The sequence below is a fragment of the Candidatus Poribacteria bacterium genome, assembly GCA_026702755.1.
In the GTDB taxonomy this organism is placed as follows: Bacteria; Poribacteria; WGA-4E; order WGA-4E; family WGA-3G; genus WGA-3G.
In genome coordinates, this window is sequence record JAPPBX010000115.1 from 65486 (window position 1) to 87247 (window position 21762).

General features: G+C 47.0%; 21 protein-coding genes. 10 read left to right on the forward strand and 11 right to left on the reverse strand.

Annotated features, from left to right (window positions below; all coding sequences use genetic code 11):
- Positions 1-124 precede the first annotated feature (124 nt).
- The 8 genes from OXH39_22955 (at position 125) to OXH39_22990 (ending at position 6486) form a co-directional block, all read left to right on the forward strand.
- Positions 125-1687 (forward strand): PQQ-like beta-propeller repeat protein, encoded by a 1563-nt coding sequence (locus OXH39_22955; GenBank protein MCY3553331.1) that lies wholly within the window; start codon positions 125-127, stop codon positions 1685-1687.
- Positions 1688-1766: 79 nt separating this feature from the next.
- The gene (locus OXH39_22960) at positions 1767-2702 is read left to right on the forward strand and encodes a serine hydrolase (GenBank protein ID MCY3553332.1); all 936 of its coding nucleotides are present in this window, start codon (positions 1767-1769) and stop codon (positions 2700-2702) included.
- 19 nt (positions 2703-2721) lie between these two features.
- Positions 2722-3378 (forward strand): hypothetical protein, encoded by a 657-nt coding sequence (locus OXH39_22965; protein MCY3553333.1) that lies wholly within the window; start codon positions 2722-2724, stop codon positions 3376-3378.
- Positions 3379-3390: 12 nt separating this feature from the next.
- A complete protein-coding gene (locus OXH39_22970) occupies positions 3391-4413 on the forward strand; it encodes an MtaA/CmuA family methyltransferase (protein ID MCY3553334.1) in 1023 nt (340 codons plus the stop codon).
- An 8-nt stretch (positions 4414-4421) separates the two neighbouring features.
- Complete coding sequence (locus tag OXH39_22975) at positions 4422-4784, forward strand: dockerin type I domain-containing protein (GenBank protein ID MCY3553335.1); 363 nt, start codon at positions 4422-4424, stop codon at positions 4782-4784.
- A 15-nt stretch (positions 4785-4799) separates the two neighbouring features.
- Positions 4800-5030 carry a thioredoxin domain-containing protein gene (locus OXH39_22980; GenBank protein MCY3553336.1) on the forward strand — a complete coding sequence of 77 codons (231 nt, stop codon included), beginning with the start codon at positions 4800-4802 and terminating at the stop codon, positions 5028-5030.
- A gap of 43 nt (positions 5031-5073) precedes the next feature.
- Entirely contained in the window at positions 5074-6243 is a 1170-nt protein-coding gene (locus OXH39_22985) for a dockerin type I domain-containing protein (GenBank protein MCY3553337.1), read from the forward strand.
- Positions 6244-6258: 15 nt separating this feature from the next.
- Entirely contained in the window at positions 6259-6486 is a 228-nt protein-coding gene (locus tag OXH39_22990) for a thioredoxin domain-containing protein (protein MCY3553338.1), read from the forward strand.
- A gap of 146 nt (positions 6487-6632) precedes the next feature.
- Here the strand turns inward: OXH39_22990 and OXH39_22995 are convergent, their stop codons facing one another.
- The 5 genes from OXH39_22995 to OXH39_23015 form a co-directional block, all read right to left on the reverse strand.
- Positions 6633-8534: a BatA and WFA domain-containing protein gene (locus OXH39_22995; protein ID MCY3553339.1), complete on the reverse strand. Its 1902-nt coding sequence runs from the start codon at positions 8532-8534 to the stop codon at positions 6633-6635.
- Between the two features lie 293 nt (positions 8535-8827).
- Positions 8828-9220, reverse strand: a complete 393-nt coding sequence (locus OXH39_23000; protein MCY3553340.1) for a hypothetical protein — start codon at positions 9218-9220, stop codon at positions 8828-8830.
- A 59-nt stretch (positions 9221-9279) separates the two neighbouring features.
- Positions 9280-10056, reverse strand: a complete 777-nt coding sequence (locus OXH39_23005) for a LamG domain-containing protein (protein MCY3553341.1) — start codon at positions 10054-10056, stop codon at positions 9280-9282.
- Between the two features lie 176 nt (positions 10057-10232).
- Positions 10233-11192: a DUF5050 domain-containing protein gene (locus OXH39_23010; protein MCY3553342.1), complete on the reverse strand. Its 960-nt coding sequence runs from the start codon at positions 11190-11192 to the stop codon at positions 10233-10235.
- A 686-nt stretch (positions 11193-11878) separates the two neighbouring features.
- Positions 11879-12247: a DUF423 domain-containing protein gene (locus OXH39_23015; GenBank protein ID MCY3553343.1), complete on the reverse strand. Its 369-nt coding sequence runs from the start codon at positions 12245-12247 to the stop codon at positions 11879-11881.
- An 88-nt stretch (positions 12248-12335) separates the two neighbouring features.
- On the opposite strand from OXH39_23015, the gene OXH39_23020 reads away from it, so the two are divergent.
- Positions 12336-13187, forward strand: a complete 852-nt coding sequence (locus OXH39_23020; protein MCY3553344.1) for an undecaprenyl-diphosphate phosphatase — start codon at positions 12336-12338, stop codon at positions 13185-13187.
- On the opposite strand, the gene OXH39_23025 is transcribed toward OXH39_23020, so the two are convergent.
- The 6 genes from OXH39_23025 to hisC form a co-directional block, all read right to left on the reverse strand.
- The gene (locus tag OXH39_23025) at positions 13136-13819 is read right to left on the reverse strand and encodes a methyltransferase domain-containing protein (GenBank protein MCY3553345.1); all 684 of its coding nucleotides are present in this window, start codon (positions 13817-13819) and stop codon (positions 13136-13138) included. The two genes, OXH39_23020 and OXH39_23025, sit on opposite strands and share 52 nt — an antisense overlap.
- A 1-nt stretch (position 13820) precedes the next feature.
- A complete protein-coding gene (locus OXH39_23030) occupies positions 13821-14687 on the reverse strand; it encodes a polysaccharide deacetylase family protein (GenBank protein MCY3553346.1) in 867 nt (288 codons plus the stop codon).
- 35 nt (positions 14688-14722) lie between these two features.
- Entirely contained in the window at positions 14723-15826 is a 1104-nt protein-coding gene (locus OXH39_23035; GenBank protein MCY3553347.1) for a glycosyltransferase, read from the reverse strand.
- Between the two features lie 167 nt (positions 15827-15993).
- Positions 15994-17511, reverse strand: coding sequence for a glycosyltransferase family 39 protein (locus OXH39_23040; protein MCY3553348.1), 1518 nt, complete (start codon positions 17509-17511; stop codon positions 15994-15996).
- Between the two features lie 6 nt (positions 17512-17517).
- On the reverse strand, positions 17518-18642 hold the full coding sequence (ispG, locus tag OXH39_23045; protein MCY3553349.1) for a flavodoxin-dependent (E)-4-hydroxy-3-methylbut-2-enyl-diphosphate synthase: 1125 nt from the start codon (positions 18640-18642) through the stop codon (positions 17518-17520).
- A 154-nt stretch (positions 18643-18796) separates the two neighbouring features.
- A complete protein-coding gene (hisC, locus tag OXH39_23050) occupies positions 18797-19900 on the reverse strand; it encodes a histidinol-phosphate transaminase (GenBank protein MCY3553350.1) in 1104 nt (367 codons plus the stop codon).
- 205 nt (positions 19901-20105) lie between these two features.
- Between hisC and OXH39_23055 the strand changes: the two genes are divergently transcribed.
- The gene (locus OXH39_23055) at positions 20106-21713 is read left to right on the forward strand and encodes an AAA-like domain-containing protein (GenBank protein MCY3553351.1); all 1608 of its coding nucleotides are present in this window, start codon (positions 20106-20108) and stop codon (positions 21711-21713) included.
- The last annotated feature ends 49 nt before the right edge of the window (positions 21714-21762 follow it).

Sequence of the window (21762 nt, forward strand, 5' to 3'; positions counted from 1 at the left end):
ATATTCACCAATTTTAACTTGACAAACTTTTGTAAAACCCACTATTATAGTTAGTGAAGCAAGGTAGGACGCTGAAATTTAGGCATAGTTTCGCGTTTCATCAAGGAAAAAGGAAGTCTCATACATGGAACGTCCCCAAAAACCAATCCGGTGGTGGCCCCTTTTTATTGTCATCACCCTCGCTATCTTAGGTACTATAGCGACATGGGTCTCGGACGCAGGGCATCGCCAAGACAAAATTCTCCTGACATCCATGATCGTCATTGTCACGATCGTTTTGAGTTTACTCTGGCTGTTATTCTTCTCCGAATTGAGATGGCGTGTTAAGCTGATTATCCTCGCTATGATGGGGTTGGGCGTTTTTCTCGGTACAAATCTATACCAATTCAAAGGATTTAATGGCGACCTCGTGCCGGTTTTTGAAAGGCGTTGGCGGGAAAAACAGACCACTTTTCGGATAGTCTCTGGGAACGTCCCCAATCCGCAAATGTCCATAATGGACTATTCACAATTTCTTGGGCCGGATCGAAACGGAGTCGTGACCAATATCAAACTAAATCTTGATTGGGAAACCCATCCCCCTGAACTCGTATGGCGGCAGCCGGTTGGTGCTGGTTGGTCAGGATTCGCAATAGTCGGGAATTCGGCAATCACCCAAGAACAGGAAGGCGACTGGGAAAAAGTCGTGTGTTACGATTTGTACACCGGTGAGATAAAGTGGAGTCACAAAGATCAGGCGAGATACAATACCCCTCCTGCGGGTCTCGGACCACGAGCGACACCAACGATTTCAATGAACAGAGTTTATACTGTTGGTTCAACAGGGATTCTCAACTGCTTGGACTTTGAGACGGGCGAACAACTCTGGAGCACGAATATCTTTGAGGAGCATAAGGCAAAAATGCCGCCTTGGGGTGTAAGTATTTCTCCGCTTGTTTTGGGTGAATTGGTTATTGTCAGTGCTGGCGGCGCGGTTGCCTACCACAGAGAGACGGGTGAAATTGTGTGGACAGGATATAGGGTCCAGAGCGGCTATAGTTCACCATTTCTCACGACCTTGGCCGGTGTTGAGCAAATCGTGCTTTTTAACCAAGGGTTAGTCACCGCACATGACCCGTCGAGCGGTGAACTCTTGTGGAAACAACCGTGGCCCATCGTAGAATGTGTAGCGCAACCCGTGCCGCTTCCAAATGACAAACTGCTTGTCTCAACAGGTTACGGTGTCGGTGCTAAATTATTCCAAATTTCTCGTAACCCTGAAGACGAATTCAACGTATCACCTGAAAAGGAATTCAAAGTATCAATTGTATGGGAAACTATCTCGTTTAAAGCCAAATTCACTAATATCATACATTATAACGGCTACCTGTACGGACTTGATGATGGAATTTTTGCCTGTGTAAATCCCGCTGATGGGACACGCCAATGGAAACGCGGTAGGTATGGACACGGGCAAACTTTATTAATCTCGGATGTCCTGCTCGTGCTGACGGAATCTGGTGAAATCGTACTTGTAGAACCCGATCCAGAAGAGCATATAGAGCATGCCCGATTTGAGGCACTAAAAGGGAGGACATGGAATACTCCAGCAATCGTTGGTTCCTACCTCCTCGTCCGAAATGACCAAGAAGCAGCGTGCTATCAACTACCAGTTATCAGCACGTATACCGATTTCAACATAAAATAGTTCTTACCACCGACAATTCCTCACATTAATAACACAATCCTCATATTGACAAAAGAATGAGAAAGGAAAAGACAGTAGAATGCTCAGAGATATACGAAAATCAGCTTTATTTTTATTCTGTTGTAGCATCACACTACTGTTTCCGGCATTTACGGCGTTAGCAGAAAAATATTGGAACATACCGGGTAAATTTCAAGGTACAATTGATTCCCCTTTGGAAGCCAGTTTTGAACTCTATATCAAACACCGACGGAATCGCCGGATATTGTCATCAACCGACCGGACGAGTTTCGTCGTCTACGATATTTCAAAAAACAAAAAATTAGTGTCGATCAACGAAGATCGGCAGATGATGGCGGCCTCACTCATCAAAAATTTTGTTATGCTCGCCTATTTCCACGAAGTTAGATATGGGCGACAAGCACATACTGCTGTTAATAAGGGGCACCTCAGAGCAATGATTCAGTGGAGTTCCAATCCATCCACCAACTACTTTATTCGGTTACTTGGTGGACCGGCACGCGTAGATAAGATATTACGTGTCAACTATCCCTATTTTAAGCAGACCCGGATTGTCGAACAGATCCCCAGAGGCGGACGCACCTATAGGAATATGACATCCGCGCGCGATCTCAGCACGTTCTTTTTGCACTTATGGCATGGAAGACTTCCTCATTCCGAAAAAATGAAGTGGTATTTCAAACTCAAAAACGGAGATTATATCTTTAAAAAGACCTACATCCCATCATCTGTGACGGTTTACAACAAAACCGGCACCGTCTATGGATTAGTAGGTGATGGTGGTATATTGGTTCTCAAGGATCCACAAGGCAAACCAAGACCTTATGTTTTTATCGGCATGATGGAGGACAGAACCAAGACAAACCTCAGAAATCGGTGGCAGCCCTTCGGCACTTGGAGGGATCGACGCACCTATATCCTGCGGCGTCTCTCGGAACGTGCCTACAAGTACATTTACGAAAATCACTATGGCGGTAGACTCGCCCGCCGTTAATTGTTGTAAGGGAATTTCTATGCGACGCATTGTTGACATCGGCAGACGCATTGAACTCATACCAATTGACCCACACTTCCATGACATCACTATTGGACTCTACCGACAACAAATTACCGATCCAAATCTTGGAAAAGCCTTCCCTGCTTTCTTAGTGCATACCTATAGCCAGATTTCAGGCGCGCCTGAAAGAATTGGAGAAGTTATACAATCAATGCAAATACTCGGAGGGATGCTGAAAACTCCGGAAGATTTGCTCTATTTTCCTTGTAAAGATGTGCACGAAGCGGCGTGTCGTCGCGTCTTCTTAGAAGCCTGTAAACTCGCGTCAAACACCCAAGCCGAAGCACGTCCCTTAAATATACTTGATAAAAAATCGCAACTTACCATCACAGTCGATTCGATCGGATCCGGTATCTATCGGGTTACGGCAAATGGTGAGGGCAGAGGTGCAGCACGGCGAATTTCTGCGATCGCAGGCGGCTTGATGAAATTGGGTGAAATGGAAGGCATCGAAACTGATAATAAAGATACAGTTGGTTTCGCCTGTGGACACTCCCATGACGCACTTATTGGGCTGCTACTGATTCGCGCACCGAACGTTAGAGTTGTCCTCAGAGAAGAAGAGATGGGTGCTGCACGTGGTGTGCTTTCTGCCCCAAGTCAACAAACATAAAGGAAATCGAAGATGCAAATGTCAATGACGAGTCGTGAACGCGTACTCGCCGCGCTCCGCAATGAACAAACCGACCGAACACCCGTCTGTAATCCCACCTCTGTCGCGACTGTTGAACTGATGGATCTGGTTGATGCGCCCTTCCCAGAAGCAAATCGAGAACCGGAACTCATGGCACGACTCGCCGCTACCGGATATACTGAACTCGGATTCGATACCATTATGCCCGTCTTCACGATTATCCAAGAATCAAGTGCCCTTGGTTGTAAGATTCAGTGGGAACAGAAGGACAACTGGCCGACTGTTAGAATGCGGGAACCGATCTGGGAAGACGTTGATGACATCGTTATACCGAACGATTTTTTGACACATCCGGACACGCAGTGTGTACTCGAAGCGATTAAAATCCTGAAAAAAGAATACGGTGATGAAGTCGCCGTTATTGGGAAAACGATGGGACCTTGGTCGCTCGGTTACCACTGCTTCGGTGTTGAACCTTTTTTGCTGCTCTCACTTGACGATCCCGGGAAAACAAAACTCGCACTTGATCGAATGAAGGAAGCGACTGTTCAATTCGGTGTGGCACAAATTGAGGCAGGTGCCGATGCGCTTACGCTTCCAGACCACGCTACCGGCGACCTCGTTAGTGGCGAATACTACCAACGTTATCTACGCGACCTACACATCGAGTTTGTTGAGCGTATCCCTATTCCCTTAATACTTCACATCTGCGGACGCACTGTTGACAGGATGGAATACATCGCTCAAACCGGCATGGCTGCGTTCCATTACGACTCCAAAAATGAACCTCAGGAATCTATAGAGATCGTCCAAGACCGCATTGCTCTCATCGGAAACATCAATAATCCGGAAACGCTATTTTCCAAAGAACCGGAAGACGTTAAAGCAGAGGTCGTAAAAAATCTTGAGGCGGGGGTCCCACTGATCGGACCGGAATGTGCAATCCCCCTTCAGACGACAATCGAAAATCTCCAAGCGATTCCGGAAGCAGTACAAGAATGGCACCGGGCGTAGCAAAATACATGAAAAAAATCGTAGTTTCACTGCTCATCACAAGTTTACTGCTAATAGGTTTGAACGCAGGTTACACACAGGACACAGATTTTGATGCTTTAACAGCATCGGATGTTAATGCCGATGGCATTGTAAATATCCTTGATTTGACACTCATTGCCACACACTTCGGCGAGACACCCACCACAGATCAGATCCCTAATCCAGATGTCAACGCGGACGGAAGTGTCAACATCCTTGACCTGACCCTCGTCGCGAGTTATCTCGGCAAAAAATCGGGAATTCCCTTTGAAGTCACGGATGCAACTTTTGACGACATCGTCTTGGGTTCTGAACTGCCGATTGTCGTAGAATTTAAAGACGATACCTGACCATTTTGCATATTGATGCGACCGGTGGTAGCAGAAGTGGCATTAGAATATCGTGACATCTTCAGTTTTGTCAAGTTGGACGTGAACACCCAAGAGGAAAAGACATTGGAATATCACATCCGTGGAACACCGACCTATATTGTATTCAAAGACGGAGAGATCGCAGGGGGGTTTGGTGGAGCGATGCCTAAGTCCAGATTGGTAGAGCGAATTCTTGGAATCTTAGAGATTGAGGAAACTGAATAAAAATTGATTCATTGCGAACCAAGTTGATAGAAGGAAGAAACGGATGAAAAAATTAATTTGTTTGCTGCTAATATTAAGTTTGGCACTGCTCGTTTCAATGGTGGGTTACGCCCAAGATACGGATCCTGATACCTTGCGGGCAGCTGATGTCAATGCGGACGGTGTGATAAACATCCTCGATTTGACACTCGTTGCTTCTCACTTCGGCGAGATGCCCACGGCAGATCAGAGCCCTAATCCAGATGTCAACGGGGACGGAACTGTCAACATCCTCGATCTGACACTCGTCGCCACCCATTTCGGTGAAACCGTTCCGCCACCTATAGTGTTTGTTAGTACGCCATTGTTTCTTAGCGCGGATCCAGCAGCCAATTCGCAGCTTGACGTGAACGATGCTATCACCGTTACCTTTGATAACACACCAGAGAACGTTACAGTGAGCACAGGGGTCGCTATAGTCGATGGCAAGATCGTGACAATCACAGGTCCTTTCACTGCTGGTCCTCTTGCGTTGACAATTACTTGGTCTGATGGAACTCAAACGCAAACACTCACCTACACTGTCAAGCAACCTGTGGCTTTTGTTAGCGTGCATCCAAGGATTGACTCCGAACTTACTGTGAACGATACTATCACCTTTACTTTTGACAGCCCACCGGATGATGTCACAGTAAATGCGGGTGTTGCTACAATCGACGGTAAAATCGTGACAATCAAAGGTCCCTTTACCCCGGGTCCCCTTAACTTAACAGTCGGTTGGAATGATGGGAGTCTAACATTTACTTACACTGTCGCCGGACCAGATACCGATGCTCCCGATATTAGTAGTGGAACCGTGAGCGATGGTGATAAAGATGTTGACGCTAAAGTGATTAACAGCACTGCAAGGATTGAAATTACATTCAGTGAAGAGGTCAGCGGTAACATCACACTGCAAACCGCAGCAGGCGTTGACATCGGTTGGCTGGGCAAAGTTGAAGGGAATAAAGGGATCCTCGAACTGGTCAAAGGGAAAGAACTTGGCAACGAGATAACATACGTTATTGCGGGGAAAGTCAAAGATGCTGCTGGCAATTCAACTGACATTAGCATTACTTTTACAACTGCAAGCAAAACCTCTGGTATCCCATTTGAAGTCACCGATGCGACATTTGATAGCCTTGTGCTTGCGTCTGAGGTCCCTATCGTACTTGAGTTTATAAAAGACGGGTGACCGTCCTGTAAAAGAATGGCGCCAGTTGTCGCCCAAATTGCTTTAGAGAACCGAAACACGTTTGCTGTTGCGAAACTGAATATTAAGGATGGCAGACAAACGCTCCGAAAATATCGGATTAGACAAACCCCGACCTACATGGTGTTCCAAGATGGGGAACGGGGCGCAACCTTCGCAGGAGTGATACCGAAAGACCAATTCGTTCAGAAGGTCCTTACCGCGATAGATATTGAAGAAAATTAAGGGAGGCGAGGATACAATCCTCGCCAGCGGCGGCGGGGTGTTTTGAAAAGGCGAAGATACTATAGGAAACACCCCAGCAAAACACCCTCGCCAGCGGCGGTGGGGAGTTTTGCTGGGGTGTTTCCCTGTTCCGTGAAGAACTGGTATTACAGACTATTTCGGTGATAAAACCACCACTCCACGAGAAGGAGTAGACATGCAGTGAGTGCAAACCAACGCCATATCTCCTGCGCGATGGGTTGTAAGCCGGCTTCCGCTTCCGTCGAATCTTCTGGTATCGTTGCGCCTGAAGAATGTGGCAGTGCTGACTCTTTAGAATTCAACAGATTGACTGTAAACCGTTCAAGTTCCGTATCATCAGCAAAAAGGGTATAGACTCCAACCTGATCTGTCTGGGTAAATATAGGATTGTCGAGTTCAACCATCGCTTTATCGGGTTTCTGTACGTGAAGCGTGCGTCCCTCGCGTGTCAATCCTACTCTCACCTGTTCTCCCGTTCGGAATGCATGCCGGGTTCTACTTTCTTGAAACAGAAGTGGTTGAAGAGGCGCGATCCCTGCTTCAAACCACGCTAAACACTGATAAACAAACTGTGGAGCATCTGGAATCGTCAAAGCGAAATCAGATATTTTGGGATTGAATGCATCAAACTCAAAAACGAGGAGTCGACTGTTCGATTTCCGACCACTCCATATAAGTGCCCCTTTCTCTGTCTCAACAAGCGCATCTCCCCAGAGTGGCAACTCTCGATGCCAAGATTCTTTCACCAACACCGCTTGCAGCGATATACCAGCCATGAGTGGATGCCCCTCGTCCTCCTTGATAACGCGTGTAGGCGTACTAACCATTTCAACAGCGGCAACATCGTCAAGAATGAAAGACAGGTTACTGCCTGGAGCGATGAAGATTAGATGTGTCTCCGAGTCAACTTCAGAAAAATCATCAAGTGCGTCGCGTCCAGTGGGCGTGCTACCATCAAAGATTATGAGATCTGCATCAACAGTGCCGTGATAATCCACAGGCTCAACCTGCTCCAACTTCACATGACTTCCATACGCTTCCAAAAGATTATGGAGTAAAGAATTTTGATTGTCGCTGATAAGTAAAATATGTAACGGGGGGACAGCGGATAGTATTGCGGAGGCACTGTTATCAAGCGCGAAATCATCTTCAACATCAAGATGTACGCCCATGACTTTCCCCTCTAAACCGCTCGGATCATCTGAAAATAGGATTGACCTGGTCTTGCCGGGGGAGATAGATACCGTTCTATCATCAAGAGCGACATTTTCGACCGCCAATCGAACGTCAAATTCTTTAGATGCCTCTGTGAAGTTTTGAATCCCTACCAACACTTCGTATCGGTTCCCCACGATTTCAGCACTGAACCGAACGATACCGACATTATCCGTTTTCCCGCCCACTCCGATTTTATGGACGGATAACGATATATCCGGTAGGTTTTCAAAGGTGTCGCTGATAAAAACAACCTTGTCTTGTGGCGATTCGGCGTAACGGGTTGCTGCATCGAAGACGGGACGGAGATTTCGAGGGGTATGGGTTGACGTAATGTTTTCTACCGCGCGGTGGAGTTTTGCTGTATCTGTGGTGAACGCTTGTTGGATATAGGTTCCGAGGGCATTTGTGGTCATAAGCATCATGCCACCACTCGCGGAAACCTCTTTAATGTACCTCTGTGCTTCCTGCTTTGCGAGTGTTAGACGAATCTCTCCCATCTCTGTTGATAACATACTCGCGGAATTATCGACGATAAGAATCGCTTTACCGGGCATGAAACCCGGTTTGTGCAACGCTGGTCGCGCTATGCTGCACGTGAGGAGCACTAAAAACAGTACCTGTAAAAGTGGGAGCAGGAGGTTACGGAGTCTTTGGAAAGGGACATTCGCTCTCCGGTCCTCGTCGGTGGAGAGCCAAAGCATAATGCTGGGGACGAGACGGGTATGACGGCGCAATTTCAGGAAGTGAAGTGCCATCACAATAGGAATAACACCCAGTAGATAAAACGCGGCAGGGTTTAGGAATTGCATTATAGTCGTCGGTTATCAGTTATCAGTTAAGAGACATTTGTGATGGTGAAATGATACATGACCGGCACAGACCAACACCCGACAACTGATAACTCTTCCAAAACTTGCTGTTAAGAAGGGTTTTTGCCTTCTTCCCTTTTCCAAAGTGCGTAGCCTGAAACGTAATGGAAGGGTTTTTGCAATGTAATACAAGGAACGGATTTAGTCTAACCCCAGACTAAATCCGGGGTTTCTTCAGGGCTACGTAAAGGAATGTGAAGTCTCCAGCCTACCTTACCGAACCGCCAGGAATATTAAGAATCCTCTTTCTCCTCGAGGCTTTGCATGACCTCCTCAGCATCAAGTCTGCCGACTTCACCATAGTTTTGAAGATTTTCACAGGCCGCCCGGACCTTATCGTGTTCGTCAAGTTCCAAATAGAGGTTTGCCAAATTTTTGTGCATCTCCCGAAACACACCAGGCCAATTCCGCTCGCCTTCTTTGTCTATAATACGGGTCGCATTCTCAAGCGCAGTGTTGACAACTTCGTCTAATGCTGCTTTTTCTTCATCTGAAATACGAAAATCCGCTTCTTGGCGTTTTTGATTATAAGCTTTTAGTTCACCAAGTGCTTTATCGCACTGGTTATATGTTTTTTCGATGCTCAAAGCACCTTCAAAAATTTTTGATAAAAATCCAAATTTCATAGCGTCTCCGGATGTGTGTAGGGCTGAGGCGGAAGTGACTCGCCCTACAACAAATTATCTTAGAAATTGGTTTTCAATTCTCCCCACGTCACCGCCAACTTGCCGCTGGCTTCAACGTCAAGTACCACTGGCACACTCAGTTTCATCGATTCATTGACCTCTTGCTCAGTCAACGCTTTGGCGTATATGACGACCTCATCGATAATCGCATCCTCTACCTTGTGGAGGTTCGGATTTTCACCCGCACCGATGTAAATTGCCGCCTCTTTGAACTTGGGCCATCTAAAATTTTCTGGTTGCGCGCCGATAAATTCACCGTTGACATAGATTTTGCCATCTTTCCCATTGGCAACCATAACATAGTGGTACCACTCTTTTAATTCAAATTGGAAGTTTCCGAGACTCTTGTCAGCGTGATGTCCAGCATCCCAAAACGGGTTGAAACTGGGATTCACCATCGTGCGGAATTCACAACATCCACCAGCAGCGGCTTCAATTGAGATGATGCCATCGTACGAAGCGTGTTGATTAAGGAAAAACCACGCTTCCATCGTGATTTCACCTATCTCCCCGATTGGCACGATGAAATCATTCTGTTCCATTTGGACGACACCACCGTTCAGATGGATGGCTTTCTTGAACGCACCTGCAACAAGCGAACCCTTTCCAACCAATTCGGCGTCATTCCCGTTGCCGGAATCATCGGTGACTTTATTACCGCTTAACTTATCAAAAGAGTAATAGACGAGGATATCATCTTCCTCGATAGCGTGAGAGAGGCTCACAGCAAATACAAAGATCGCTGCAAGTCCCAACAGGATTAGACTTCTACGCATTTTCGTTCCTCCTTAAGCATTTTAACGAGAATTTTAACACAAATCTGGAGTAGCGTCAATGCATTATACAACAGTCTTGGAATTATATCAATCAAAAGTGTAAGGAAGTGAGGGTTAGCAGAAATATCCACAGAATATGTTTCTTCTTCATTGTTGGGACATTAGATACGCCTTAGTTAGTCGTGGACAGGCTGCTTTAGCCTACTCCAAAGTGTTGTTTGTGTCTCCGTACTCGGAGAAACAGCAAGAAACCCCGCTGGCACCCAAGCCGGTCCCCAATCTGTCGCTGGATGAATTGTCAATCTGTGGCGATTGGCTCCGGTCACATCTATGAGATATATGTCATAGTTATTCTGCCACTTAACAAGGTATAGAATTGACTGACCATCTGGAGACCACGCGGGCGAAGTATCTTCTGCCGGATGGTGTGTTAATCGGCGGATGTTTTGCCCGTTGGTATTCATGATGTAGATGTCAGTATTTCCCAAAAGTCCGGTAATAAAAGCAAGTTGTTTTCCATCCGGAGACCAAGTAGGTTGATTTTCCGCTTGTGGTTGGTTTGTTAGGCGTTTCAGTTTGTCACCATTGGCATTCATCACATAGATGTCAACGTTGTTAGCCCGTTTGGAAGCGAAAGCAATTAATTGGCCGTCGGGAGACCAAGACGGAGCATAGTTATCTCCTTCGTCCGTCAGCTGTCGGAGGTTCTCACCATTGCGGTCAATCTTGTAGATGTCGTGGCTTCCTGTCCGACGTGAGACAAAGATAATTGATTGGCTGTCTGGTGCCCAAGTGGGTTCGTCATCAGATTGTGGGTGATTTGTTAGTCGGTGAGATACCTTTGTCTTGAGATTCATCACATAAATTTCTCTGTTTCCATCCCGTTTGGAAACATAAGCCATCCACTGTCCGTTCGATGACAAGGCTGGAGCAAAGTCGTCAGACGGATGATTGGTTAGGTTCTGAAGATTTTCTCCATTTATATCCATGATGTAAATTTCGTGATTCCCATCTCGCTGAGAAGCGAAGGCGATATGTGTAGCATCAGATGCGGATATACAAGGGTTTATCACAAGCAGAAAATACACGAATATTGTTGTCGTTCCCAGCATGGTATAGATACGTTTATGTTCCATTTTTATACCCTCCACATATACCAGTCAGATACAACTATAGTGAATTATGAAAATATGTAGCCATTTTCCCGGGGAGACTCCGTTGTGGTTGCCTGCAGCAAAAAGGTAGACAAGGCGGTGGCAAGAAAAAATAGATACCAGTCATAATCTTTCCTCCGCGCCAGCCGTATAGCTTCCAGTTTAGATAAGCGGAGCAAATATTAGGTCGTTTTCAAACGAACAGTTGCCCCTAAATACTCAAAAACTATACCTTATAACTTAGCATTAGCAAATACCGTGCCAGCTGATGAAGATTAAAAAATTAATTCGGTAATGTATTGGTGAAGTCCCGTGCAGTTGGAATGCAGGTCGCATTTGGGCGTGTACGCCGCAAAACTGAACGTACTGGGTCTGGCGGGAATTGTTGAATTCAATCTCGGCGCGAAGATTTTTAAGGCGGGTACTTCCAGAGTCTTTGAGAACTTTTGAATCACTTGGGCATTGCGGGGAGGCGAGGATACTGAGCAGAAATCCGTAGAGATACCTAAGTAAAATATCCTCGCTAGCGGCGGTGAGAGTTTCTTTTATTATAAGACTAAACTTTGGACAAAGTGACTAAAGTTTGGACAGTTTTACAGAGCCATTTAGTTTTAGCTAAATTATTGGATTTCATAGATGAAGGTGTAACATCTCGAAATTCAAGTGCTTTACCCGCGAATCGCAGCGAGGGTCAAACAGCCCCATCCTACAATGAATGCCAACCCACCGATTGGGGTAATCGCACCAAGCCACCGAATGCCCGTGAAACTGAGGATGTAGAGACTCCCTGAAAAAATTAGGATGCCAGCGAAAAAACACCATCCCGATGTTGCCGTGAGCTGATTCTGCCATTGTGAGACTGCCCACGCCGCAGCGATCAGCCCCAAACTATGGTACATCTGATACCGCACGGCTATCTCAAACGTCTCAAGCATTTCTGGCGAGAGTTTTGACCGAAGCGCATGTGCGCCAAACGCCCCGAAAACAACTCCCAATAGGCTCAAACCTGAACCGAGTGCAAAGAAAAGATTCTGCATGGATGCCTCCTTTGAAAAATTAGGTTATTTTACCACAGAAGCCCGCGATAGGCAAACACACAGAAAATTTCGCCTTGCGAGTCGAAGCATGAAGTGCTACAATAATATCATGACATTTCTTGAAGCGATTCTCCTCGGTATCTTACAGGGCTTAACGGAATTCCTACCCGTCAGCAGTTCAGGACATCTCGTCTTAGCACAGCAGTTTTTAGGACTCAAGGAACCTCTCGTCTTTTTCGACGTAATGCTTCACGTTGGAACGTTAGCCGCCGTGCTTGTCGCATATCGTGATGCAATCAAGAGACTGGCGGTAGGTGGACTTTCTACACTCGGAGATAGGCAATTTTGGCGACAACCGAGGGCAACACTCAATACCTCCGCTGAACTGAAGTTTATAGGGTTGATACTGCTCGGCTCTATTCCGACGGGTATCATCGCAGTGCTGTTCAAAACAGAGTTAGAATCCTTTTTCGATGAAGTTCGCCTCGTGAGCATGATGCTAATTCTCACCGGTGTTATCCTTCAATTACCCAGGCTTCGCAGAGAGAAGGCAGATACCCCAGTCGGACAATTGAAAACATGGCACGCGCCGCTCATCGGCATCGCACAAGGATGCGCGATTACACCCGGTATCTCCCGCTCCGGATCGACAATCTCGCTGGCACTCTTCTTGGGAATCCCAGGAAAAATAGCTGCGGAATATTCCTTTCTACTCTCAATTCCTGCCATACTCGGTGCGGTTGTGCTTAAAATCCGAGATGTTGGAGATACCAGTGTCCCGCTTCATATCATGGGGACCGGGATGCTTGCTTCGTTTATCGTCGGTTACATCGCTTTGCGATTTCTATTAGTCATGCTTAACCGAGGTAAATTCTCGGTGTTCTCTTACTACTGCGTGGCTTTAGGACTCACTTCGCTTTTAATTGCTTTAATCCAGTAAGTCGCGACGCATCCAAGCACTTTTCTGTTGTAGTGCTGCATTTCTGGGACCATACCGATACTCTTTAAGATGTCGCACATTTTTTTGTCGTTCTGCAGCGTGTTCCGAATCCATTTTTTCCCAGTGCATCTATAAATCAGACTGGCGAGATACATCTGCAACGGTTTCAATCTAAAGCGTTTGAGATAGCGAAGCGGAAATCCTAAGCCGTGTCCAGAGATAGCAAGCGTCCCACCGGGTTTCAAAACCCGCGCGAGTTCAGTCAAAGCGACTCTGTCATCGGGTACATGTGGCATGACGAGGAAGCAGGTTACGAGATCAAAAGACGCATCTGCAAAGGGGAGCGTCGGGAGTGCGGCACGTAGCAAAGCGGGGGTCATAGCGGACTTTTCAATCAACTTTTTAATTTCAGAGCGTCCAACCCTCAAAAAGATCGTATCTACATCAACGCCAACAAGAAGTTCTGGAATATCAGTAGAGAGGGCGACAAGCAGATTCCCCGGTCCACATCCAACGTCCAATACCCTTTTGCCATTAGCATTGATACTCAAAGCATCAAGCTGCTTTCGTGTGATGCCGTGTTCTAATTCGCGGTAGGCGTTCAGGATGTAGGAACGGTGCCATTTTGTCAATCTATTTTCCCCAGAATAAAGCATTCACCCATCTGCCAAGTCTTTGTGGGATTGTTGTGAGTTCGGCGCGGAAAAGCGTCAGTCCAGCCTCATCGGTGATTGGAATAGCCTTCAGTTGATACGGTGGTGTATCCAACATGTTCCACCCTATATCTGTTGTGCGCGCCGAGCGGAAACCGCTTGCCTTCACAATCTCAATCTCGCGCTCGGTATAATCGCCGTTTGGGTAACTGAAATGGAAACATTTGATTCCCAAAAGTCTCTCTAAATCCGCTTTACTTTCCAGAATCTCGTGGTTACATTCTGTCTCTGTGCATCGGGGCAGGATCGGATGGAACCGTGTATGGGGTTGAAAATCAACGCTTTCCAGCATTTCGTTCATTTCTGTCATATTGAGTGCTTGTCTGTTTGGATACACCTTTTTAGGTTCAAAGTCAGCGATATTTTTCAGGGACGCTAACCGTTCCACATTTGACAGTTTTTTTAATCTTTCCTTTTCCGCCTTGGATTGTCCCTCTATCTTAAACCAGAAATGCCGGTGTGTATCAATAATTTGGGTACACACATAGAGCGTCGGACGAACATGATATTGTTTGAAAAGCGGCAAAAGTTCGATATTGCCAGCGTGCCCATCGTCCATCGTAACCACAACACTTTTTGGGGGAATCTGCGATGTGTCCTTTCGGTGGATAGCCGCCACAAGGGTGTCCAATGAGATGACCGTGTAGTGGCGTGAGAGGTAGGCGATATGTTTGGCGAAAACCGTCGGTTTCGGATTGTGATACAGGAGGATAGCAACTCGATGTCGACAAATCCACTCTCGGATAAGAAATGGCATGCCCGATAGACAGACAAAAATTGCTATCATATTTTTAAGGAAATTCCGCATCTATGAACTCATTCTCAGTCGTTGCTACAAAAACCTTGATAAATCTCTTCCAACTTCCGAAGGGACTCTGTGTTGTTGAACTTCTCCTGAATCGTTGCGCGGGCGTTTCTACCCAACGCACTTGCAAAGTCAGAATCAGTCAACATCCGATATAGTGCTGTTGCTAACGCTTCTGGGTTTTGTGGTGGAACCCGGACACCATTTTTCTCAGCCTCAATCAAATCTACAATGCCACCCACATCCGAAGCAAGGCAGGGCATTCCAATTCCCATCGCCTCAATCAGTGCATTTGGTGAACTCTCGTGGAGTGAGGGAAGCACAAAAACATCTGCAGTCAAAAGCACAGAAAAGACATCCTCGCAGAAACCGGGAAACGTTATCTGTTCTGAGAGTCCGTATTCTGCTACGAGTGCACGGAGTTCCGCTTCCAGCTCGCCTTCACCGAGAAATGTGCATCGCCACGCGACATCCTTTTGGTTCAGTAAATTCAACGCCTCAATCAGATAGCGATGCCCTTTTTCAGGTGCGAAGCGTCCTACACTGACGATTAACTTTTCTTGGGTATCGTCTCCGCGTTGCTGAGACCATTCCTCGGTCGGTAATTCCAATAGGTTTGGAATGCTAACAACCTTTTTGTCTGGATACTGTTCGTGGAGATACCGTTGAATTTGCGCTGAATTCGTCAATAGAGTGTCGGCAGTGTTGTAAATAAGTTTTTCTGTGAGCCAGATCCGAAACTTTCCGTATCTCGCGTGGTAGTCGCCGCGTTGTGAGGCAATGAATGGAATCTTCCGCCACAGTCCAAGTTTACGGGAAAGTCCACAAAGGAAATTGGAATACCATAACCAACTATGTACGATGTTCGGTTTAACCGCATTGACAATACCGGCGAGCGCGAAAGCTTTTTCCAATAACTTCATGCGCCTACCTTCGTTTCCAAATGTGGCGACATCCTTTACACAGTGGACCTCTGCGAGTTCCGCTACGCGTTCGCCTTCGGCACGGCTCAGCACAACATAAGCCTCATATTGCTCCGGTGGCAACCGATCTAATGTCTTGAGCAGCTGCGACTCGGCACCATCCTTTGTCATAGAATCAATGACGTAGAGAATTCGCAATTTTTTAATTTTCCTTGCGGTAAAAATTCTCTGATTAATGCGTTGGGTTTCACTCGGTTTTGGGTGATTTCAGGTTTCTCTGATCTCTGAAAACACTGTACCGTGTGCGATTTTTAGTAGATCTCCGTTCAACCCAACCTACAAGACTTACTGCCGACAGCTGCTCCCTACCAATACGTGTAGAGTAGAACTTCTCCGATGATGAGTTGCGCGACGAGTATACCTATGACCCAATAGAAATCTGATATTGGACGCGCCGTGAGATGTTTCGCGACAGGGATAACGAAGAACGGCACCATGAAAATCCATATCCGCTCAACTTCCATTGTAAATAGCGTCGAAAATGTGAAAAAGAGGAGGGTGATTAAGAAACCGATGATGAACGTGTCTAATTTTTCATGACGAAATATCCAAGCGAGACGCGATTCATCACTCGCCTGTTCAGCTGACGTGCTGTCCCGTTTCCACTGTTTCAGCGAAGATACAATCTCCCGGAGCCAGACCAGTGTTATCGGAAATCCGACACCGATCAGGAAGGCAAATAGGTTGGCAAAACTCAGATGGAAATAACGGCTGATGCTTTCATACCCCGTCCCCATGCCTGATTCATCCTTTTTGATAGCCGCCCAGAGTGCCTCAATCGGACGGAATCCGGTCAAGACAAAAAGCAATAGGTAAAATCCGATAAATCCTGAAGCCGCGAACAGCAAAACCTTCAGATACTGCCGGAACTGCTTCCGCTCCAATAAGGCAACAACACACAAAAATACACCGACAACAACCGTTGAATACGTCATGAACATTCCGAGTGCAAGCGAAAGCCCTGTTAGCAAACTATAAGGCCGGAATTCATGCCACTTCTGGTCGGGTATGGTTTCGCGTTCCTGCGCTTTATAAAAGAGGTAGATGCTTAAAATTGGGAAAACGCTGAAGGGACCGTCCATTGACGTACCGGTGAACATCACGAAGTTGGGGGTGACGAGGAATAGGAGAAGGGCATATCGGCCGACCTTTTCGCCGTAGAGGTACGCGCCGAGACGATAGATCGGTATCACTGTGAGCGCGGTGAAGATAATTGAGACTAACGATGCCGATACGAGATTGTAACCGAAGAGTCCACTGACATGCCATAAGAAAAGCACACCCCCCGGCGGATGGGTGCGCGTGTGTCCTGAAAGTGTATCAAACAGTTCCGGTTTGCTATAATCCTTGAGAAACCTGCGGATGCCGAGTTCGTCAACGCGCGGCACATCGCCATAATACTCCAACGATGTACGTGTATACGGTTCCAAAAGCGTTAAGATCCGTGTCTTCTCACCATCGCGTTCAATCTCTCGGTATCCATCAATTTGGGCAACGCTAATATGAATCGCGAGGAAGCAAGCGAACGCTATCCAGATTAAGCGTCGCTCAGACGTATCCGAAAGCAGGTATCTATGGCAGAGATAGAGAAAACCGATACACACCACAAGGGCAGGCAATATCCACAAACTCAAGTCGAAACTCGGTTGGGCATAAAGAGGGACAATGTGCCTGTTGAACCCCACCGCACCGAGGTCGAGACCTGTTTCGCGCATAATGTAAAATAGGAATATGTGGTAGGCACAGAAAAATAGCGCGAGTAATCCAATCTGGACGGGAATTAACCGAATCGCTGTTTGGATACGCTGTTGTAAGTGTTTCATTTTTTCTTATACGGCTTTATCGGTTTGCACTGCCCCCAACTGCTGCGCTGCTTCTAACAACGCATTCGCCAAAAATTCCGGGTTCACTTCGTCTTTTCCTCGGAAGGTACGCACGCGTTCACCACGAACTTTTAGAACGGCAAGTTCCTTACCGCCCAAATGGATGCCTACTTCAGCGTTCCGTGTCTCACCAGGTCCGTTGACTTCACATCCCATCACTGCCACTGGGATATTAATACCGTGTTTCTCTAAAAGTTCCTCAGCGACAGCGACGATATTCTCATAACCTGCGTTAGGGTCGCCGCGTCCACAGAACGGGCAAGAAACAACGTCGAGCATGTCTTCTGCCATACCGAGTGCGCGGAGGAGTTCTTTGGCAGTCAAGACCTCTTCAACCGGATCGCCGGTAATCGAGATGCGGATGGTGTCGCCAATCCCTTCCATCAAGAGCGTGCCGATGCCGAGCGTCGATTTGACATGCGCCCGTCGAGGCGTACCGGCTTCCGTCACGCCAAGATGCAACGGATATAGGACTTTCGCTGACAACTGACGGTTTGCTTCTATCATCCGAAGCGGATCACTCGACTTGACGGAGATCGCGATGTCTCTGAAATCGTGCTCTTCACAGATATTGACATGCCGCATCGCGCTTTCCACCAAAGCCTCCGCTGTTGGGGAGGGATATTTCTCTAACAAATCCTTCTCAAGCGATCCCTCGTTAACGCCGATACGGATCGGGATATTCGCTGCTTTCGCTGCAGATAGCACCTCCGCAATCCGTTTCTCACTACCGATGTTGCCCGGATTGATGCGAACCTTGGCTACACCTGCATCCACCGCCGCGAGTGCGTACCGGTAGTTGAAGTGGATATCCGACACTATCGGGACTGGAGAGCGTTTCACAAGCGGACCGAGTGCCTTTGCGTCCGGTTCTGCAGGGACAGCGACACGGACGATCTGTGCGCCTGCCTCTGCGCATCGCTCTACCTGTGCCAGCGTGGCATCAACGTCGTGTGTCAGCGTGGTTGTCATCGTCTGGATAGAGATGGGGCTGCCACCACCGATCGGGATGTTCCCTACCATGATTTTTCGTGTAGGGCGTTTGTTGCTGAGTTGTATGAGTTCTTTCATATTTTTTCTGGTTATTAGTTATCGGTTGTTAGTTGTCGGTTAAGAGGTGCTTTTGTAATCCATCCAAATTTTGCTCACACGCAGAAACCAAATTTGTCTTGCTTTAGATTCTTGGCGTACTCCAAGAATGGGTGAATTGTTACATAGAAATCTCTTAACTGATAGCCGATAACTGACCCCTGACGACTTTTAAAGCCGTGATAAATTTTTCGTTTTCCTGCTGTGTCCCGATCGTCACACGCACCGCATCTGAATAGCCGTAGCCCGCTATCGGACGGACGATAACGCCCTTTCTCAGAAGCGCGTCGGCGACATCTGCGCCCGATTGATCGACGTGTAACATGATGAAATTGCCCTCAGTCTCGCGATACCGAAGTCTAAGCTCATCAAAAGCATTGTAAAGGAAGGTTTTACCGATGTTGTTGTGTTCTTGGCTCCTCACGACGTGATCGGTATCCTTCAGTGCTGCGCGTGCCGCTGCTTGCCCTATCAAACTGCAATTGAAGGGTTGGCGAACGCGATTCAATGTCTCAATCAGCGTAGGTGGCGCGATCCCGTATCCGACGCGCAATCCAGCAAGCCCATAGATTTTAGAGAACGTCCGAGTGATGACAAAGTTCCGTCCGTCCAGTACATAAGGGAGCGTCTGTGGATAGTCGGAACGTGAAACATACTCATAATAGGCTTCGTCAAAAACAACCAGCACATCGTTGGGCACCTGCTCCATAAACGCCGCTGTCTCATCTGCTGTGACCATCGTACCTGTAGGGTTATTCGGATTCGCGACAAAGATCACCTTCGTCTTATCGGTAATTGCCGCTGCCATGGCGGCGAGGTCATGTGTATCCTTCTGCATTGGTACGACGACTGCTGTCGCGCTGCAGAGTTTCGTTACAAGACTGTAGACGACGAACGCGCCCGCCGCATAGATTACCTCATCCTCAGGTGCAACATAAGCCTCAGCGATTAATTGCAGCACGTCATTCGATCCGTTCCCCAGAGTCAGGTGATCCTCAGAGATGCCGATATGTTGTGCGAGATCCTCTTTAAGGTAGTAAGCGTTACCATCGGGATAGAGATGCACCTGCGTGGCACTCTCGACAATCGCTTGCGTCGCCAATGGCGAGGGACCCAGCGGATTTTCGTTAGATGCCAGTTTGATAATATCGGTAATACCGAACTCGCGTTGGACCTCTTCGATCGGTTTCCCACCCTGATAGGGTTGAATCGTGTCAATGCTGGGTTTCGGTTTTAGCATAGCGTTTTGTTTCTCAATTCACTCGTCTCTCTTATTGCGAACGCATTCGCTGAACGCGTTCAAATACACTTCTATTATAACACACTCTCTCCTTTTTCAAAAAGGAATTTTTCACCGAAATGTCCGTACGCATAAACCACTCATAATTGACTTTCACGCGGAAATCTGATATAATACCTTTCACCTGAAACAATAGGAGAAAAACATGAGACGATTTGGAACGCAAGGTCCCGTCAACCCCCAAGATAACTACGTTGTTGCACGGAATGAGGAACTCACCGATTTCATCGATCGCGTTAAACAGGGACGATATATCGTGCTGTTCGCACCCAGACAGACCGGTAAAAAGACGTTTTTCCAAGATGCTCTCAAAGTACTTGCAGCCGAAGGGACAGACTATTTCCCAATACAACTTAATTTTGAAGAGTACGAATACATAACACCCATAGAGTTCTATCAATCACTTTGTAGAGAAATCTGTAGGGAAATCCAGAAGGTCTTCCGCGTCCGTGGCGATCAGATATCTTCGGAACTCGACAATTTTTTGGTGAACGCGCAGATGACAAATCATCTCTCAATGCGTGAATTTTTTGAACACTTCACCCGCTTCGCGGAGCATCAACGGGTCGTTCTCATTGTTGACGAATTTGACGGCATTCCACGAGATGCGCTCAACGGATTCCTCCGTTCGCTTCGCCGGATATACCTCACTGGACGCGAAGGACGCGCACCCTATAGCGTAGGTATTGTCGGGGTTAAAAATATCACACAACTCAACTACGATCGTTCGATCTCGCCGTTCAATATACAAGACGAATTCACGCTGCCAAACTTCAGTATAGAACAGGTACATGAACTCCTTACCCAGTACACCGATGAAGTCGGACAGCAATTCGCGCCGAAAGTCGTTGAGAAGGTTCATAAACAGACAGCAGGACAACCCTTTCTCGTCAATAGGTTTGCACAGATTCTCACAGAGGAATTAGGTATCCCAAAAACTGAGACGATTCAGATGTCTCACTTTTCACAAGCACACGAACAACTCTTGTCGGAGAGAAACACCAACATTTCACACCTTATTACAAATGTTCTCAGAGATCCACGTTTTGAAAAGATGCTTATGCGTATCGCCTTTTATCAAGAAAGCAGACGCTTCAATTTCGACGATGACATTATCAGTGAGTTAGCAACTTACGGTATCATTGGAGCAGATAAAGGCGGAATGTGTCAGATTCTCAACCCAATCTATTTACATCGGGTTTTGCAAGCATTCCAACCACTGATAAATGGACTTGAGGACGAATACTTCTCCCAAGACGGTCCCGTTGACTTTTCGGAATATATGACAGCCACCGGACAACTTCAGATGCGCACCCTCATGGAAAACTTCAAAGATTTCATCGCACGCGCCGGATTCAGAATACTCCAAGTCCCGGATACACCACAAGAATTCGTAGGGCAATATCTCCTGTTTGCCTATCTCGATGAATTTGTGAAAATCGTTGGTGCGGCTATGTACTTAGAAGTTCCAACCGGTAGAGGCAGAGCCGATCTCGTCATTTCTCACAGTGGACAGACATACGTTGTTGAAACGAAGGTGTGGCGTAGTGAACGAAGCTATCAGGCAGGCAAGCAACAACTCGCAGCATACCTTAAATTGGAAAACGCAACGGAAGGCTACTATATGGTGTTTGATTATCGCGAAACCCCAGAGCCGCGTGCGGAAACAGATACAGTTGATGATTGCACAATTCACAGTTATGTCATTCCAGTCCTCCAAGCTGCTATAAACATATCGTCCCTACGGGACTGAAGAGGATTTTGGCATATATACGGTTTATGCCTAAGATCCGGTGCGGTTA

Bases quoted from the DNA above. Each gene is read 5' to 3' on its own strand.
- OXH39_22990 (MCY3553338.1), top strand. From the start codon at position 6,259: ATGGCGCCAGTTGTCGCCCAAATTGCTTTAGAGAACCGAAACACGTTT.
- OXH39_22970 (MCY3553334.1), top strand. From the start codon at position 3,391: ATGCAAATGTCAATGACGAGTCGTGAACGCGTACTCGCCGCGCTCCGC.
- OXH39_22980 (MCY3553336.1), top strand. From the start codon at position 4,800: ATGCGACCGGTGGTAGCAGAAGTGGCATTAGAATATCGTGACATCTTC.
- ispG (MCY3553349.1), bottom strand. From the start codon at position 18,642: ATGAAAGAACTCATACAACTCAGCAACAAACGCCCTACACGAAAAATC.
- OXH39_23000 (MCY3553340.1), bottom strand. From the start codon at position 9,220: ATGAAATTTGGATTTTTATCAAAAATTTTTGAAGGTGCTTTGAGCATC.
- OXH39_23015 (MCY3553343.1), bottom strand. From the start codon at position 12,247: ATGCAGAATCTTTTCTTTGCACTCGGTTCAGGTTTGAGCCTATTGGGA.
- OXH39_23010 (MCY3553342.1), bottom strand. From the start codon at position 11,192: ATGGAACATAAACGTATCTATACCATGCTGGGAACGACAACAATATTC.
- OXH39_22975 (MCY3553335.1), top strand. From the start codon at position 4,422: ATGAAAAAAATCGTAGTTTCACTGCTCATCACAAGTTTACTGCTAATA.
- OXH39_22985 (MCY3553337.1), top strand. From the start codon at position 5,074: ATGAAAAAATTAATTTGTTTGCTGCTAATATTAAGTTTGGCACTGCTC.
- hisC (MCY3553350.1), bottom strand. From the start codon at position 19,900: ATGCTAAAACCGAAACCCAGCATTGACACGATTCAACCCTATCAGGGT.
- OXH39_23040 (MCY3553348.1), bottom strand. From the start codon at position 17,511: ATGAAACACTTACAACAGCGTATCCAAACAGCGATTCGGTTAATTCCC.
- OXH39_23030 (MCY3553346.1), bottom strand. From the start codon at position 14,687: ATGATAGCAATTTTTGTCTGTCTATCGGGCATGCCATTTCTTATCCGA.
- OXH39_22960 (MCY3553332.1), top strand. From the start codon at position 1,767: ATGCTCAGAGATATACGAAAATCAGCTTTATTTTTATTCTGTTGTAGC.
- OXH39_23055 (MCY3553351.1), top strand. From the start codon at position 20,106: ATGAGACGATTTGGAACGCAAGGTCCCGTCAACCCCCAAGATAACTAC.
- OXH39_22955 (MCY3553331.1), top strand. From the start codon at position 125: ATGGAACGTCCCCAAAAACCAATCCGGTGGTGGCCCCTTTTTATTGTC.
- OXH39_23005 (MCY3553341.1), bottom strand. From the start codon at position 10,056: ATGCGTAGAAGTCTAATCCTGTTGGGACTTGCAGCGATCTTTGTATTT.
- OXH39_22965 (MCY3553333.1), top strand. From the start codon at position 2,722: ATGCGACGCATTGTTGACATCGGCAGACGCATTGAACTCATACCAATT.
- OXH39_23020 (MCY3553344.1), top strand. From the start codon at position 12,336: ATGAAGTGCTACAATAATATCATGACATTTCTTGAAGCGATTCTCCTC.
- OXH39_22995 (MCY3553339.1), bottom strand. From the start codon at position 8,534: ATGCAATTCCTAAACCCTGCCGCGTTTTATCTACTGGGTGTTATTCCT.